We start from the raw sequence: 15,660 nt of genomic DNA, 5'->3' as shown, positions 1-15,660 counted from the left end.
CCTGACGCCCGGTCTCCCTGCGCCGGGGGCGAAGCACCGGTCACCGGTCGCCGGACGCCCGCTGCTGGGCGGCCGCCGTGTCGGCCACGGCCTCGAGCTCTTCAGCACGCAGCTCGGCCCCGCGCTCGCACACGTACTCGACGGCCTCGGCCGGGTCGTCGCACAGGTACAGCAGGTCGAGGTCGTGCGCGCTGATCATGCCGCGCCCGGCGACCGTCGTGCGCGCCCAGTCGAGCAGGCCCTGCCAGTACTCGGTGTCCACGAGCGCGATGGGGAACTCGGTGACCTTGTGCGTCTGGACCAGGGTCAGCGCCTCGAAGAGCTCGTCGAACGTGCCGAACCCGCCCGGCAGGACGACGAACCCCTGCGCGTACTTGACGAACATGGTCTTGCGGGCGAAGAAGTATCGGAAGTTCACGCCGAGGTTGACGTACTTGTTCATGCCCTGCTCGAACGGGAGCTCGATCCCGAGGCCGATCGACAGGCCGCCCGCCTCGTTGGCGCCCTTGTTCGCGGCCTCCATGATCCCGGGGCCACCACCCGTGATGACCGCGAGGTCGCGCTCGGCCAGGAGGCGGCCGACCTGCTCGGCCAGCGCGTAGTCCGGGTGGTCGGGACTCGTGCGCGCCGACCCGAAGACCGACACCGCCGGCCCGACCTCGGCGAGGGCTCCGAAGCCCTCGACGAACTCGCTCTGGATCCTCATGACCCGCCACGGGTCGCTGTGCACCCAGTCCGCGCTGCCCGCGGTGTCGAGCAGCCGCTGGTCGGTCGTCTGCTGGGGGATCTGCTCGCCCCGCAGCAGCACCGGTCCCTTGCGATAGCCGGTGCCTGCCTGGGGAACTCCGTCGTCGCTCATGCTCCCGAGCCTAAGCGTTCCCGGGACCCGTGGCGGGGACGATCAGCGGGTGAGCCACGCGCGCAGCGCGTCGTGGCACAGCGCGAGGTGCCCGACCGGGCAGCGCTCGTCGTCCTTGTGCGCGAGCACGGGGTCGCCGGGGCCGAAGTTCACCGCCGGGATCCCCATCTCGGCGAAGCGCGCGACGTCGGTCCAGCCGTACTTGGGCGCAGGGGCGCCCCCCGTGACCTCGAGCACGGTGGCCGCGAAGTCGGCCGCGAGCGGGTCGTCGAGCCCGGGCCGCGCACCGGGAGCGGCATCGGTGACGACCACCTCGAAACCGGAGAAGAGGTCGCGGACGTGCGCCTCGGCGTCGAGCAGCGAGCGCGAGGGCGCGAAGCGGTAGTTGACCGTGACCACGCACTCGTCCGGGATGACGTTGCCCGCGATGCCGCCGCGGATGCCGACCGCGTTCATGCCCTCGCGGTAGACGAGACCCTCGACCTCGATCGACGCGGGCTCGTAGGCCGCGAGACGGTCGAGCACGACCGACGCCGAGTGGATCGCGTTGGAGCCCATCCACGCGCGCGCCGAGTGCGCCGTGACCCCGGGGACGCGGACCTCGACCCGCAGCGTGCCGTTGCAGCCGCCCTCGATGCCCGCGGCCGTGGGCTCACCGAGGATCGCGAAGTCGCCCTGCAGGAGCTCGGGGTGGTTGCGCGCGAGGCGCCCCAGGCCGTTGAGGTCGGACGCGACCTCCTCGAGGTCGTAGAAGACCCAGGTGACGTCCTGGGTGGGGGCGGTGAGCGAGGCCGCGAGCGCGAGCTGGACCGTGAGGCCGCCCTTCATGTCGACCGTCCCACGCCCCCAGACCTCGGCCTGGGCGCCCTCGCCGACCATCCGGGTGGGCAGGTTCGGCGGGTCGGTGAGCGGCACGGTGTCGATGTGCCCCGCGATGACCACGCGGCGCGAGCGCCCCAGGTGCGTACGCGCGACGATCGCGTTGCCGTCGCGCACGACGTCGAGGTGCGCGAGCGGTCGTAGCGCGGCCTCGATCGCGTCGGCCAGGGCCCTCTCGTCCCCGCTCACGGACGGCACGTCACACACCGCGCGGAAGAGCGCGATGAGGTCGCCGTCGACGTCGAGCCGGATCGCCGGCACCGACGGCACAGGCGGCGCAGTCTGGCCCGCGGTCTGGTCGGAGGTCTGGTCGGGAGTCTCGTCGCTGGTCACACGCAGACCCTACCCGGACGGTTCACCGTCCGGCCGGGAGTGACGGATAGGGTGAAGGCATGACTTCAGCGACTCCCACCGGCGCCGCACCCGGCCCCCGCACCGCCTGGGCCTTCGGCCTCGCCACCGTGACCGACGAGGGCACCGTCCTCGACGTCTGGTACCCGTCACCCGCCCTCGGGCAGGCCCCGGCGGACGAGACCGCACCCGCCTCCCTCGACGTCCTCACGGAGCGCGACGACGCGCGCCGCGTCGACGTCGTGGTCGTGCGCACCGAGATCGACCTCGACGCGGCCCCCGCGGGCGCGGCGGACGCGTACCTGCGCCTGCACCTCCTCTCGCACCGCCTGGTCGCACCGCACGGCCTCAACCTCGACGGCGTCTTCGGCGCGCTCGCGAACGTCGTCTGGACCAACCACGGCCCGTGCGCGGTCGAGGGCTTCGAGGAGACCCGGCTGCGCCTGCGCGCCGCGACGGGCCAGCCGGTGCAGGTCCTCGGGGTCGACAAGTTCCCCCGCATGGTCGACTACGTCGTCCCCTCGGGCGTCCGCATCGCCGACGCCGACCGGGTCCGCCTCGGCGCGCACCTCGCTGCGGGCACGACCGTCATGCACGAGGGCTTCGTCAACTTCAACGCGGGCACCCTCGGCACCTCCATGGTCGAGGGCCGCATCTCGGCCGGCGTGGTCGTGGGCGACGGCTCGGACATCGGCGGTGGCGCCTCCATCATGGGCACGCTGTCCGGCGGCGGCCGCGAGGTCATCTCGATCGGCCAGCGCTCGCTGCTCGGCGCCAACGCCGGGCTCGGCATCCCGCTCGGGGACGACTGCGTCGTCGAGTCCGGCCTCTACGTGACGGCAGGGACCAAGGTGACCCTCGTCGGCCGCAGCGGACCCGACGGCGCCCCGGTCGTCGTCAAGGCGCGCGACCTCTCGGGACAGGCCAACCTGCTCTTCCGTCGCAACTCGCTCACGGGCGGTGTCGAGGCGGTCTCGCGCACAGGCGTCGGGATCGAGCTCAACGCCGCGCTGCACGCCAACTGACGTGACCACCTCCAAGGGTCCCTCCGGTCCGCAGGGCGGCGCGCCCTTCTTCGGACCGGAGGGCCCGGGGGCGGGGCCGCGCACGCCCCGTGTCCGGCGGCGACGACGCCCCCTCCGTCTCGCCGTCACGGTCGTCACCGTGCTCGCGGTCGCCACGACGGGAGTCGTCCTGGCCCTCAACCGGCTCGACGACCACAGCCCGGTCGCCGAGAGGTGCGCCGCGACGGCCGACGGGCAGGCCTGGCACCTGTCCCCCGCGCAGTCGGACAACGCGGCCCTCATCGCGGTCACGACCGTGCGGCGCGGGATGCCCGCCCGGGCGGCGACGATCGGCCTCGCGACCGCCCTGCAGGAGTCGAGACTGCTCAACATCGACTACGGCGACCGCGACTCGATCGGCCTGTTCCAGCAGCGCCCCTCGCAGGGCTGGGGGACGATCGAGCAGATCATGGACCCGGTCTACTCGACGACGGCGTTCTACGACGGCCTGGACAAGGTCGACGGCTACACCGAGCTGCCCGTCACCGTGGCCGCCCAGGCCGTGCAGCGCTCGGGGTTCCCCGACGCGTACGCCCAGCACGAGTCCCGGTCGCGTGCCTGGGCCTCCGCCCTCACGGGCAACTCCCACGGCACGCTGACCTGCGACCTTGCCCCCGTCGACCCCTCGACGCTCACGAGCACCGCGGAGTCCGTCGCGGGGCTCGAGGCGCGCGTGCAGCGCGACCTGGGCGACCTGCCGACCAGCGTCGACGGAGCGGCCGTGACGGTCGACTCCCTGCCGCTCGCGGGGAACCCGCCGGAGACGGGGCGGGCCGGGTGGGCCGTCGCCCAGTGGGCCGTGGCGAGCGCGGACGCGACCGACGTCGTGCAGGTCGACGTCGGGGACAGGACCTGGTCCCGCGAGTCCCCGGAGTGGGCCGTCAGCGAGCCCACCGACGAGGCGCCGCACCCCGGTACCGGACAGGTCCGGATCACGGTCGCGACGACCGACGAGCCCTGAGCGCCCCTCGCCCGGGCCCAGACGCGCCGACGGCGCCCCGCACCGGGAGGTGCGAGGCGCCGTCGGGCGCAGGCGGGGTGAGGTCAGCGACCGTCGACCGGCACGTACGGACGCTCGGTCGCGCCGGTGTAGACCTGGCGCGGGCGCCCGATCTTGGTCTGCGGGTCCTTCATCATCTCGCGCCACTGCGCGATCCAGCCGGGCATGCGTCCCAGCGCGAACAGCGGCGTGAACATGGCCGGCGAGAAGCCCATGGCCTTGTAGATCAGGCCGGTGTAGAAGTCGACGTTCGGGTAGAGCTTGCGCTCGATGAAGTAGTCGTCGTTGAGCGCGATCTCCTCGAGGCGCAGCGCGATGTCGAGGAGCTCGTCCTTCTTGCCGAGGGTCGACAGGACCGCGTCGGCCTTGGCCTTGACGATCGCGGCGCGCGGGTCGTAGTTCTTGTAGACCCGGTGCCCGAAGCCCATGAGCCGGACGCCGTCCTCCTTGTCCTTGACCTTCTTCATGAAGGTGTCGACGTCGAAGTCGCTGTTCTGGATCTTGTCCAGCATCGACAGGACGGCCTCGTTCGCGCCGCCGTGGAGCGGGCCGGAGAGGGCGTTGACGCCCGCGGCGACCGAGGCGTAGAGGTTCGCGTGGCTCGAGCCCACGACACGGACCGTCGACGTCGAGCAGTTCTGCTCGTGGTCCGCGTGAAGGATGAGGAGCTTGTCGAGCGCGTCGACCACCGTGGGGTCGGACTCGTACTTCTCGTACGGCGTCGCGAAGGTCATGCGCAGGAAGTCGTCGACGTACCCGCGCGAGTAGTCCGGGTAGAGCAGCGGCTCGCCGACCCGGCGCCGGTGCAGGTACGACGTGATGGTCCGCGTCTTGGCGAGCAGCAGGACCGTCGCGAGCTCGACCGTGTCGTCGTCGAAAGGATCGAGGGAGTCGGGGTAGAACGTCGACAACGCGTTGATGGCCGAGGAGAGCACGGCCATGGGGTGCGCGTTACGGGGGAAGGTCCCCATGAACGTCCGGAAGTCCTCGTGCACCATGGTGTGGCGGTTGACGCGCTCGACGAACGCGTCGAGCGTCGGAGCGTCCGGCAGCTCGCCGTGGATCAGGAGGTACGCGACCTCGAGGAACGTCGACTTCTCGGCGAGCTGGTCGATCGGGTACCCGCGGTAGCGCAGGATGCCCGCGTCACCGTCGATGTACGTGATCTCCGACTCGCACGAGGCGGTGTTCATGAACCCGGGGTCCACGGTGACGAGCCCGGTCGACTTCAGCAACGAGGAGACGACGATGCCGTCGTTGCCCTCGGTCGCTGCGACCACGGGCAGGTCCTGGCTCGATTCGTTGACGACGAGCCGAACTGTCGCCTGCTGGGTGGTGGTCATGTCTTCCTTCCTTGCGCGCTGCCGCACCCCCTGCGGGTGGCTGCGCGTGTCTTTCCGAGGTGTCGCTGCGAGATCGTCACCTGTCCGGCCTGGGTCATTCGATGGCCGAGAGCGTCGGACAGCATTGGCCTGGGTCGACGGTACTCGCTTCACCCACACGTGACCAATCTGGAACGGTCACGAAACCGTCACGCGGCTGTGACGCGAGTCACAGGCGAGAACGGGGAGGGATTGCACCAACAATCTCCCCGTGACCGTGCGGGCCACCGCACGGTCACGGCGTGGTCACCTCGTGGTCACCGCGCGGAGAGCCTGGACGCGGCCTCGTGCACCCTCTCGTCGCTCGCGGTGAGCGCGACCCGCACGTGCCCTGCGGCCGTCGGGCCGTAGAACGCCCCCGGGCCGACCAGGATCCCGAGGTCCGCGAGGTCCCCGACGACCGACCAGCAGTCCTGCTGCGCATCGACCGCGCCCGCGGGGCGCGACCACAGGTAGAGCCCCGCCTGGGAGCCGTCGACCTGGAGGCCGACCTCGCCGAGCGCGGGCAGCAGCACGTCCCGACGGCGCCGGTAGACCTCGCGCTGCGCCGCGACGTGCGCGTCGTCCGTGAGAGCCGCGACCATGGCCGCCTGGACCGGCGCGGGCACGATCATGCCCAGGTGCTTGCGCGTCGTGAGCAGGTCCGCGACGACCGCGGGGTCACCCGCGACGAACGCGGCCCGGTACCCGGCGAGGTTCGACTGCTTGGACAACGAGTACGCCGCGAGCAGGCCGTCCGTCGAGCCCCCGCTCACGCGCGGGTCGAGGATGCTCGGCACCCCCTGGCTCGCGAACGGCTCCTCCCAGGCCAGCTCGGCGTAGCACTCGTCGCTCACGACGAGCGCGCCGATCTCCCGGGCTGCGGCGACGACGCGCGCGAGCTCCTCGACGTCCAGGACCTGCCCTGTCGGGTTCCCCGGCGAGTTGACCCAGACGAGCCGCACGTCGCTGCGGCCGGCCCAGTCCTCGACGCGGTCGGTCGCGAGCGGCGTGGCCCCGGCGAGGCGCGCGCCCACGTCGTAGGTGGGGTACGCCGTGGCGGGATGCACGACGACGTCCCCCGGGCCCAGCCTGAGCAGCGAGGGCAGCAGGCCCACGAGCTCCTTCGAACCGACCGTGGGCAGGACCGCGTCCGGGTCGAGGCCGGGCACGCCGCGACGGCGGTCGAACCACCCGACGACGGCCTCGCGCAGCGTGGGAGTCCCGTGCGTGGTCGGGTAGCCGTGCGCGTCGCCGGCTGCGGCGAGAGCGTCACGGACGACGGCAGGAGTCGGGTCGACCGGCGTGCCGATCGACAGGTCGACGATGCCCCGCGGGTGCGCGCGTGCGCGCTGCGCGTAGGGCGTGAGCGAGTCCCACGGGTAGGCGAGGCCTCCCAGGTCGGCGAATCCCATGCTCCGCTGCCCCGTCCTCAGGCCTGCGGGGCCAGGGCCGCGATCATCGGGTCGTCCTTCTCGATCATGCCCATCTTCGCCGCACCACCCGGCGACCCCAGGTCGTCGAAGAACTCCACGTTCGCCCGGTAGTAGTCGCTCCACTCCGAGGGCACGTCGTCCTCGTAGTAGATCGCCTCCACCGGACACACCGGCTCGCACGCACCACAGTCCACGCACTCGTCCGGATGGATGTACAACGACCGCTTGCCCTCGTAGATGCAGTCCACCGGACACTCCTCGATGCACGCCTTGTCCTTCACGTCCACACAAGGCTGAGCAATCACGTACGTCACGTCGGAGGTTCCCTTTCACCTGCTGCACCGAGCACTTCCCCCTAGTATCGCTCAGGAACGGGGCATCCCGGCCATCGGCGGACGAAGAGAGCGTGACCACGACCATGAACTCCACCCCGCGCCCGGCGCTCGACCCGCAGTGGGCCGCATGGCCCCCGGGCGCCCGCGTCGTGGTCCGGCGACGACTCACGCCGGACGAGGCGCGCGCCACCCAGGACCCCGCGACCGGTGAGGGGCAGTCGGTGACCGACGTGATCGGGATCGTCGTCTCGGTGTCTCCCGGCGCCTCGATCACCCTGCGCACGGACGCGGGCGGATCCTCCGGGTCGGTCGAGGTGAGGATCCCCGCCGAGCAGCTCGTCGCCGCCAAGCGGATCCCGCCCCGGCCCCCGCGCAGGCTGCCGCGCCAGCCGGTCGACTGACCGTCTCAGGCGGGGACGACCGCCGCGATCGCGCTCACCTCGACCAGCGCACCCGGCACGCCCAGGCCCGCGACGCGCGCGGCCGTGACGAGCGGCGGCACCCCCGGCCCGGCGAGCCGTGGCGCGATCGCGCCGTAGGCCGCGCCCAGGTCCGCGTCCTCGACCAGCAGCACGGTCCACTGCACGACGTCGGCGAGCGTGGCCCCCGCCGCCTCGAGGGCGACGGTCACGTTGTCGATGGTCCGGACAGACTGCTCGGCGACGTCGTCCGAGACGACCGCCCCCGTGTCGTCGACGCCGTTCTGGCCGCCGACGTAGATCGTCGTGGCGCCCGGTGGGACGATCGCGACATGGCTGAACGCCGGGCTCACGACGAGGCCGGCCGGCTGAATCCGTGTGATCTCCATGACCTCCACGGTTCCACTGCCCACCCACACCCGCACGCCGCGCGCACGCCGTACCGCGGGACTAGCGGCCCAGCTCCAGCAGGGTGCCGTGCACCGCGACGACGACCCAGCCTGCGAGGCAGAGCTCGACGAGCTCGGAGAACCAGTCGGGGTCCCCGAGGTCGACCGACAGCTTCTCGACGGCGGGCACGACGGGCAGGGCGGCAGGGCCGACGGCGGCAGGCCCGACGGCGGCAGGCCCGACGGCGGCAGCGCCCTGCGGCCGCCACGTCGCCCGGACGTCGTCGGCCCGGTCGAAGAACTCGGCCGTGGCGGCGTTGGCCTCGAGCGCGGTCGCGAGCGCCTCGAGGTCGCGCGCCGCGAGCCGGAGCGCCGGGGCGACCCAGCCGGCGTTCTCCGTGAGCATGGCCTCGGTCCGGCGCGGGTCGGTCCGGCCCACGCGGGTCCCGTCCCGGAAGCTCCCCGCAGCCAGCGCGAGCGCCACCTCCCGGACGGGGGCGGCCGACACGAGGTTGAGCAGCTCGATCGCGAACGCGTGCGGGACGTGGCTGACGAGCGCCGCGGCCTCGTCGTGCACGTCGTCGGTCAGCACGAAGGCGCAGCCGCCCGCGTCGCCCGTCACGAGCGCGAGCACGCTCGCGAGCCGGTCGGGTCGGGTCGCGCCGGTGACCGTCACGGCCCACCGGGCACCGTCCAGCAGCTCGGCCGACGAGGCGGCGAAGCCCGACTCCTCGGTCCCTGCCATGGGGTGCGCACCGACGTACCGCTCCCCCAGGCCGCATCCCTCCAGGACGTCACGCACGGGCCCCTTGACCGACCCGACGTCCGTGACGACGGTGGTCGGGGCCAGGTGCCGGGCGACCTCGGTGGCCACGGGGCGCATGGCCCGCAGCGGTACCGCGAGGACCAGGACCTCCGGCGCCGAGCCGCACAGCGACCCGACGTCCTGCACCACCGCGATACCCGCTTCCTCGGCCTGCGCGCGGGTCTCCGGAGAGGCGTCGTACCCCGTGACCGTCACGCCCTCGCGCGCCAGGCGCCGAGCCAGGGAACCCCCGATGAGCCCCAGCCCCAGGACCGCGACCGTCCGAGGGCCGGCGCGGTGCGCTCCCCCGTCCTGCCTCACGCCCACAGCAGACCTCGGTCGAGCTCGTCGGCCAAGGCGCCGGCCCGGACCGAGCCCACCGGGACGTGGTCGGAGGACAACGCCTCGTCGAGCTCCCCGCGCGCCGGGAAGACCCCGAGCGTCTTGACCGAGTCCCCCGCCCGGAGCAGCCCGTCGAGTACCTTGCGCACGGCCGGCTCCCAGGGGGCCGCGTCGACCGTCAGGACGAACACGTACCTGCCCTCGAGCGCCTTGAGCGGACGCGTGATGAGGCTCGACAGGTTCACTCCCCCCTCGCCGAACGCCTGCGTGATCCTCGCCAGCACGCCCGGACCCGTGAGGTGCGGCGTTAGCGCGAGCATGGTGCGCCACTGCGCCGCCCCCTCGCCCGCCCGCGCGGCGGCGAGCGTCGCCCGCGCCCGGTCGCGCCGGACGATCGCGAGGAACCGGGTGCGCGCGCCGCGGAAGTCCTCGACACCTGCCTTGAGCAGGTCGAGACCGTACAGCTCGCCGCAGATGGCGGGGCCGATCGCGATCTGGTGCTCGGTCGCGTCCCGGCACGCCGCCGCGTTGGACGACGACGGGACGGGCACGGCGCCAGAGCGCACCACGAAGCCCTGGCACTGGGCCAGGCCGTGAGGGTGAGCCGTGACCTCGGTCAGCTCGCCGTGCCCCGGCCGGACGAACGCGTCGAACGTGATCTCCAGGACCACCTCGTCGATCGCCGCGACGTCCTCGCTGCCCACGATCGCGTCGAGCGAGGGCACCACGTAGCCCTCGACCGAGTTCTCGATCGCGACGATCCCGTGGTCGAACTCGCCCGCCGCGACACCCGCGTAGACGTCCGTCACGGTCAGGGCCGCGACGAGCTCGAACCCTGCAGCGCCACCGGCGTCGCCGGCGACCACGGGCTCGCCGGTGCGCGCCGAGCCAGAGGCGGACGACGCCGTCGGGCCCGCCGACGCCTGCGCGCGCGCCCACCGGACCGCCGCCTGGTGCGTGAACGTCCCCTCCGGCCCGAGGTAGCCGACCCTGGTCACGAGCCCACGCGCTCCGGTGCCCACTGCGGCGCCAGGGCGTCGGGGCCGGGGACGAACTCGCGGCCCGGGAGGACCGCGAGCACCCGGTGGGCGACGTCGCGCGACGCGAGCTCCGCGATGAGGCCCGTCAGCACCGAGGCGTCGGGGCACGAGAACGAGGAGAAGAAGATGTGCGGGCCCGCCGACGAACGGTGGCTGCGCAGGTGCTGCATGTCGATGCCGCTCTCCGCGACGACCGCCAGGGTCTGCTGGAGCGAGCCACGGTGGTCGTCGCGCGGGCCGAACGCGAACCACACCTGCGCCTCTCCCGCGAACTCCGGTGCGGGACGGCGGGCCTCGACCAGGCCGTACCAGATCGGCGCACCCTCGCTCAGCCGCTCGCTGCCGGGGATCTCCTCCCACCCCGCGGGGATCTCCGAGCGCTCCACGACGAGAGTCCCGCTGGGCCCCGCCAGGGCGATCCGCTCCTCGAGCGCCGTGCGCGACGGGACGAGGCGAGGGTTGGCCCCCAGCGTGCGCAGGACGTGGCGGCAGTCGCGCATGCCCGCCTCGTCGACGACGACGCTCCCGGTGGACTGGCCCGGTCGGCCGGCCCACACCCACTGCGCGGGCACGGCGACGGCGGACGTGATGACCAAGGACGGCGCCGCGGCGAGCAGCGCTCGCTCGAGGTCGTGGGACGGCTGCGCCGGGTGCCCGATGTGCACGACCGCGGCCAGGTCGTCGATGCTCGCCACCGTCGCGAGCGTCGTCGAGGTGGACCCCAGGTCCAGCAGGTCGTCGGCCCCCGTGCCCGCGGGCCAACCGTCCGCTCCGTGCCACTTCGCGATCTGCGCGGCGAGCCGTGCGTGGGCCCCCGACTCGCGTTCACTACGTCCGAGCATCGAGTGTCCTCGCCCCTCTCACGGTGGCCGCGCGTGCGCGGCGCCTGTCAGCGTCCGACGAGCAGTCTAGCCGCGCGGCCCGGCCCGGACGGGGGGCGTGCGCCCCGCTGAGACGCAGGTCGTCGAGGCGTCGGGGCGCCGCCCTGACCCGGCGCCCGCCGTACCGACGACGGAGCGGGCCGGGACCTCTCGGTCCCGACCCGCTCGTGGTCTCGAGGTGGTCGCGGGGCCCCGCGTGGAGGCGGAGCCACGAGCCGCACGTCCCGCGACGACGCGACCTCAGGGCGCGCAGACCACCTGGTTGTCCGGCTTGTAGCGCCAGGTGTCCTTCTCGTCCTTCACGACCTGCCCGTTGAGCAGCACCTTGCGGTAGGTCGTGACCGAGAAGCCCGGGTTGCCCATGGGCTGGGGCACGCAGTCCGCGCCGGTGTGCGTGACCGTGGTCGGCTGGACGATGTTCTGCTGCCCGCTCGACGACGTCTGCACCTCGTAGTGCTTGGTGCTCCAGACCGCCACGTGCAGCTGGCCGCCGGCCACCCACGACTGCATGAGGACACCGTAGGGCGTGTCGTTCTTGAACTTCATGTCGATCGACCCGACGAAGATCGTGGCTTCACGGCCCGCCGGGTACCGGGTGAACCAGTAGCTGTGCTGGCGGTGCTCGACGTCGTCGAGCCCGGCGAAGAAGCCCGCGTTGTAGGTCGTGGTCGCCATCTGCGAGAGACCGCCGCCGATCCCCTCCACGTGCTTGCCGTCCTGCACGATGCCCGAGGAGTGGTAGCCGCCCGCCGTCGTGATCGGGGACAGCGTCTCGACCAGCGAGAACGTCTCCCCGGGCTTGACCAGGGTGCCGTTGACCTTGCTCGCCCCGACGCGCAGGTTCTCGGTGCGCAGCGAGTCGTTCGTCAGGGGGGTCGAGAACTCGGAGATCTTCTCCTTGACACCGAGCGCCTCGAGCGCGGCCACCGACTGGGCGGGGTCCGACTGCGTGAGCTCGACGGTCGCCGTCCGCTCGGTGCCGAGGGCTGCCGTCGCGACCGCGGAGCTCAGGGCGGCCGGGTCGATCGTGGTGCCCGGGGACCCGCCCTCGATGACGGGCGCACCGTTGACGAAGACGAACTTCGCGTCAGCCGCCTCGTCGAGCAGGTCGTCGGTCCCCGCGACGACCGCCTCGAGCAGCGTGGGGCCGTCGAACGTGAGCTGAAGGGCTCCTTCGACCGCGTTGAAGGCCGCCGCGGACGCGAGCACCTCAGGCGTGAGCTCCGCCTCCTGCCCCCCCACCGCGACGGTGACAGGGGCGGAGACCACGCTCTGCGCCTGGGCGAGCGCCGCGTCCGTCTCCTCCTGCGTGACCGCCGGCGCCTCCGACGTCGTCGGGAGGTCGAGCGGGTCAGGACCCGTCAGCCACGACGAGCCGATGATCTCGATCGCCTCGTCCTCGACGATCTCCGAACCGTCCTGCGCGGGCGTCGCCACGGCCTGGCCGTCGGTGAAGACCACGCTCCCGTCGACCGGCTCGAGCGCGAGGCGCGCCTTGAGCTCGGTGACCTGGGCCTCCAGCTTGGCGGTGTCGACGGTCGTGACGGGTTCCTCGTCCGCGCCGCCGAACACGTGCTTCCAGAGTCGCACCGGGCTCATCGAGAACGACGTGAGCTCGTCGGCGGTCGCCTGTGCGTCGAACGCGAGCCCGGCAGCCGCCGGGTCGAGCGTCGTCGTGGAGGCCCCGGCCTGGAGCGTGATCGGCTCTGCGGCACGCGGACCGATGCCCTTCTCGAGGGCCGCGGCAGCGCTCTTCGTGTCGAGGCCTCCCACGGCCACCCCGGCCACGGTGGTCTCGGTCGGGACCTTGTCGGAGTAGAACCACTGGGCCCCCGTGTAGAGGCCGCCGAGGACCACGACCCCGATCCCCGCCCACAGCGCCACCTTGGGCAGACGGCTGGGCGCCTTGTCGCCCGAGATGCCGTCGAGCGGCGAACCGCCGTCCGTCGGCCCACCGTCCGCCGGACCGCCGGGCGTCACCTCGGGTGCACCCACCGGGGAGAACGCCGACGCGATCGACGTGCGCGCGGGCGGCGCAGGGGTCTCCTGGGCAGGCGCCTCCTGGGTCTCCTGGGCAGGCGTCTCCTGGGCCGCGGTGCTCGCCGCGCCCGACGTCGCAGCGCTCGTCCACGCCGACGTCACCGGCGCGAACGGGGCGCTCGTGTCCGGCTGCGCCCCGGGTCGGGTGGGCACGGGCGGCTCGACGTCCGCGGCGACGGGCGGCATGACCTGCGTGGACCGGGCATCGGCGCTCGGCGTCGCGGTCGGCGCGACCGGAGCCTCGGGCGTCGCCGCGGGCGTCTGCACGCTCGGCGGCTGAACCGCCACGGGCTCAGCAGACGCACGATCAGCAGGCGCAGGATCGGCAGGCGCAGGCGCAGGCTCGGTCGCTGCGGGTCGCGCGGCCGGCGCGTCAGGTGCCTGCGGCGACCGGGGCGCCGCGGCCACGACCGGGACCGCGACCGGCTCCTCGAACGCGAACACCCGAGGCGAGTACGGCACGTCGTCGTCGTCGTCGAAGGAAGGCAGACGCGGCTCCGCCGCCGGAACCGTCGAGGTCCCGGCTACGTGCTCCGTCGTGGGGGCCTCCGAAGCAGCGGGCGCAGGAGCGGCCGGGGCCTGTCCGCCGGGCTCCTGCGAAGTCGTCCCCGAGCCCGACGCGGACGCGCCGAGGGTGGGCGTCGTCTCGGCGACCGGCTGTGCTGCGGCCTCCTGCGCCTCCTCAGGCTCGGTGGTCTCAGGAGGAGTCACCGCGGTCGGCTGCTCCGGGGTCGACACCTCGTCGGTCGTGCTCGGTTCCTGCGCGTTCTCACGCTCGGTCGGGTGGCCCATCGACTGTCTCCGTGACGGTTCTGGCGCGCGGCCAAGGCCGCGACGAAGGAGGGTGGTGCGGACTGCCCGCGGGGGGCAATTCTATGCGTCCGTACCGATCTGTCCGGTCGGTCTCCGGCGTGAAGATCCGGTGACGATCTGCCCGGCGGACGGGCCGGCGCCCGCCGGCCGCAGCGGTCGGTCGCTGAACCAGGACCACGGCAGGAAGGCGGCGATCGCGATGACGGCCATGCCGCCGTAGACCCATACGAGCCCGACGGTCTGGTTCGGCACCAGCAGGTCTCCACCCGGTCCCTTGGACGCGAGGACCTGCACCGCGACGACCCAGCCGATCCCGTAGCCGACGACTCCGCCCCAGGAGGTCCACGCCCTCGCGAGGACTCCCCCGGAGAGGACCGCGAGCAGCGCCACCACGATCCCGACGGGCAGCAGGTGGTCCGTCACCACGACACGGTGCATCACCGTGCCCACGGCGCCCACGACGAGGCCGAGCACGAGGCACAGCAGCGCGCGCCCGATCGTGCGGGCTCCGGTCGTCTTCACTGGGTCCACGCTACTGGTCCTGTCTGGTCATTTCCCGTGAACCTGCGGGGAGGTCCCGCAGACTCCGGGGTCACGGTGTAGAACTCGCGTGAAGGAAGGGCGGCAAGGACGTCGTTGCTCAGCGCGTACCACCCGAGCACACCTGCGGACCGCTCGTGCGCGCCCGCGTCCCGCACCTCGTCGACGGGCACGGTCCCGACGTGCTGGACCTGCGTCGCGTGGGCGCGCAAGGCACCGGTCACGGCATCGAGCACGGGCGCCACCTCGACGACCACGACGTCCTCGAGGTCGTCCTTCGCCACAGGGGGCAGCTCCTCGTACGGGTCCGGCAGGGTGAGCTCCGGGTGCTCGGCGAGCAGGGCGCGCACCCCCGCGAGGTCGGCCAGCTCCCGTCGGGCGGCGCGGGCCACCCCGGTGGGCACGACCGACTGCCACAGCTCCGGCCCTCGCTCCTCGCCGTCGACCGCGAGCACCCGCGCACGGGACGGTGCGCCGTCGTCGGCCCCGGGGGCGTGCTCGTCACTCGCGGCGAGCTCGATCGCCCGGACCGTGACCTCGTGCGCCCGGACGTGGTCCGGGTGCCCGTAGCCGCCCGACGGCTCGTACGTCACGACGACGCGGGGCCGGCGCTCGCGCAGGACGCGGGCCAACCGGTCAGCCGCCTCGTCGAGCGGGACGCCGACGAGCGCGCCGTCCGGGAGATCGGCCTCGGCCGCCGCGCGGGCGATCCCGGGAGCGGCCCAGGCCATGCCCGAGTCGCGGTAGGCCACTGCCGACCCGCGCCCCGGGGTGCCGGTGGAACCGCTCGGCGGGACCTGGTCCAGGAACACGTGGTCCCGCACCCCCAGTGCGGCCAGCGCGGCGGCGAGCTCGCCCTCGCGATGTGCCGCCAGAGCGGGGCCGTCCCCTTCGAGGTGCGCGAGGTCGGCGCCGATGACCTCGCCCTGCTCACCACGGGTGCAGGTCACGAGCGTGACCGGCTCCCCCGCCGCGGCCCACGTCGCGAGCAGAGCCCCGGTCGCGAGGGTCTCGTCGTCGGGGTGCGCGTGCACGGCGAGCAGCCCACCACGGGGCTGGACCGGTTCGGACCTCATGCGTCCTCCAGAGGGGGCAGGTAGTGCGGA

15 protein-coding genes are annotated in these 15,660 nt (G+C 73.2%); 3 read left to right on the top strand and 12 right to left on the bottom strand.

The window, feature by feature from the left end:
- Positions 1-40: 40 nt before the first annotated feature.
- On the bottom strand, positions 41-859 hold the full coding sequence (locus ACZDYF_RS11660; RefSeq protein WP_191788812.1) for an LOG family protein: 819 nt from the start codon (positions 857-859) through the stop codon (positions 41-43).
- Between the two features lie 42 nt (positions 860-901).
- Positions 902-2,008, bottom strand: a complete 1,107-nt coding sequence (gene dapE / locus ACZDYF_RS11655) for a succinyl-diaminopimelate desuccinylase (protein WP_475057189.1) — start codon at positions 2,006-2,008, stop codon at positions 902-904.
- Positions 2,009-2,130: 122 nt separating this feature from the next.
- Here dapE and dapD point away from each other — a divergent pair, with 122 nt between their 5' ends.
- Together dapD and ACZDYF_RS11645 are read left to right on the top strand one after the other, a co-directional pair.
- Positions 2,131-3,114 carry a 2,3,4,5-tetrahydropyridine-2,6-dicarboxylate N-succinyltransferase gene (dapD, locus tag ACZDYF_RS11650; RefSeq protein WP_475056774.1) on the top strand — a complete coding sequence of 328 codons (984 nt, stop codon included), beginning with the start codon at positions 2,131-2,133 and terminating at the stop codon, positions 3,112-3,114.
- 139 nt (positions 3,115-3,253) lie between these two features.
- Positions 3,254-4,114: a hypothetical protein gene (locus ACZDYF_RS11645; protein ID WP_475057187.1), complete on the top strand. Its 861-nt coding sequence runs from the start codon at positions 3,254-3,256 to the stop codon at positions 4,112-4,114.
- A gap of 83 nt (positions 4,115-4,197) precedes the next feature.
- Here ACZDYF_RS11645 and ACZDYF_RS11640 read toward each other — a convergent pair whose 3' ends face one another.
- The 3 genes from ACZDYF_RS11640 to fdxA form a co-directional block, all read right to left on the bottom strand.
- Positions 4,198-5,496 carry a citrate synthase gene (locus ACZDYF_RS11640; RefSeq protein ID WP_475056772.1) on the bottom strand — a complete coding sequence of 433 codons (1,299 nt, stop codon included), beginning with the start codon at positions 5,494-5,496 and terminating at the stop codon, positions 4,198-4,200.
- 296 nt (positions 5,497-5,792) lie between these two features.
- Positions 5,793-6,929 carry a succinyldiaminopimelate transaminase gene (dapC, locus tag ACZDYF_RS11635; protein WP_475056767.1) on the bottom strand — a complete coding sequence of 379 codons (1,137 nt, stop codon included), beginning with the start codon at positions 6,927-6,929 and terminating at the stop codon, positions 5,793-5,795.
- A gap of 17 nt (positions 6,930-6,946) precedes the next feature.
- A complete protein-coding gene (gene fdxA, locus ACZDYF_RS11630) occupies positions 6,947-7,264 on the bottom strand; it encodes a ferredoxin (RefSeq protein ID WP_056764260.1) in 318 nt (105 codons plus the stop codon).
- Positions 7,265-7,356: 92 nt separating this feature from the next.
- Here fdxA and ACZDYF_RS11625 point away from each other — a divergent pair, with 92 nt between their 5' ends.
- The gene (locus ACZDYF_RS11625; RefSeq protein ID WP_475056763.1) at positions 7,357-7,686 is read left to right on the top strand and encodes a hypothetical protein; all 330 of its coding nucleotides are present in this window, start codon (positions 7,357-7,359) and stop codon (positions 7,684-7,686) included.
- 5 nt (positions 7,687-7,691) lie between these two features.
- On the opposite strand, the gene ACZDYF_RS11620 is transcribed toward ACZDYF_RS11625, so the two are convergent.
- From ACZDYF_RS11620 to ACZDYF_RS11590, 7 genes are all read right to left on the bottom strand, one after another.
- Positions 7,692-8,093, bottom strand: coding sequence for a RidA family protein (locus ACZDYF_RS11620; RefSeq protein WP_204809553.1), 402 nt, complete (start codon positions 8,091-8,093; stop codon positions 7,692-7,694).
- A gap of 61 nt (positions 8,094-8,154) precedes the next feature.
- Complete coding sequence (locus tag ACZDYF_RS11615; protein ID WP_475056758.1) at positions 8,155-9,219, bottom strand: prephenate dehydrogenase; 1,065 nt, start codon at positions 9,217-9,219, stop codon at positions 8,155-8,157.
- Positions 9,216-10,238, bottom strand: a complete 1,023-nt coding sequence (locus tag ACZDYF_RS11610) for a prephenate dehydratase (protein WP_475056754.1) — start codon at positions 10,236-10,238, stop codon at positions 9,216-9,218. The genes ACZDYF_RS11615 and ACZDYF_RS11610 overlap by 4 nt, the downstream gene beginning before the upstream one ends.
- Positions 10,235-11,122: a hypothetical protein gene (locus ACZDYF_RS11605; protein WP_475056750.1), complete on the bottom strand. Its 888-nt coding sequence runs from the start codon at positions 11,120-11,122 to the stop codon at positions 10,235-10,237. Before ACZDYF_RS11605 ends, ACZDYF_RS11610 begins: the two co-directional genes overlap by 4 nt.
- Before the next feature lie 279 nt (positions 11,123-11,401).
- Complete coding sequence (locus tag ACZDYF_RS11600) at positions 11,402-13,993, bottom strand: VanW family protein (RefSeq protein ID WP_475056748.1); 2,592 nt, start codon at positions 13,991-13,993, stop codon at positions 11,402-11,404.
- A gap of 81 nt (positions 13,994-14,074) precedes the next feature.
- Positions 14,075-14,536: a DUF6113 family protein gene (locus ACZDYF_RS11595; RefSeq protein WP_475056746.1), complete on the bottom strand. Its 462-nt coding sequence runs from the start codon at positions 14,534-14,536 to the stop codon at positions 14,075-14,077.
- Positions 14,533-15,630 (bottom strand): PIG-L family deacetylase, encoded by a 1,098-nt coding sequence (locus ACZDYF_RS11590; protein ID WP_475056744.1) that lies wholly within the window; start codon positions 15,628-15,630, stop codon positions 14,533-14,535. The genes ACZDYF_RS11595 and ACZDYF_RS11590 overlap by 4 nt, the downstream gene beginning before the upstream one ends.
- Positions 15,631-15,660 lie beyond the last annotated feature (30 nt).

Source organism: Oerskovia sp. PE-21s (genome assembly GCF_056158145.1).
This window is presented reverse-complemented; position numbering and strand designations above follow the sequence as displayed.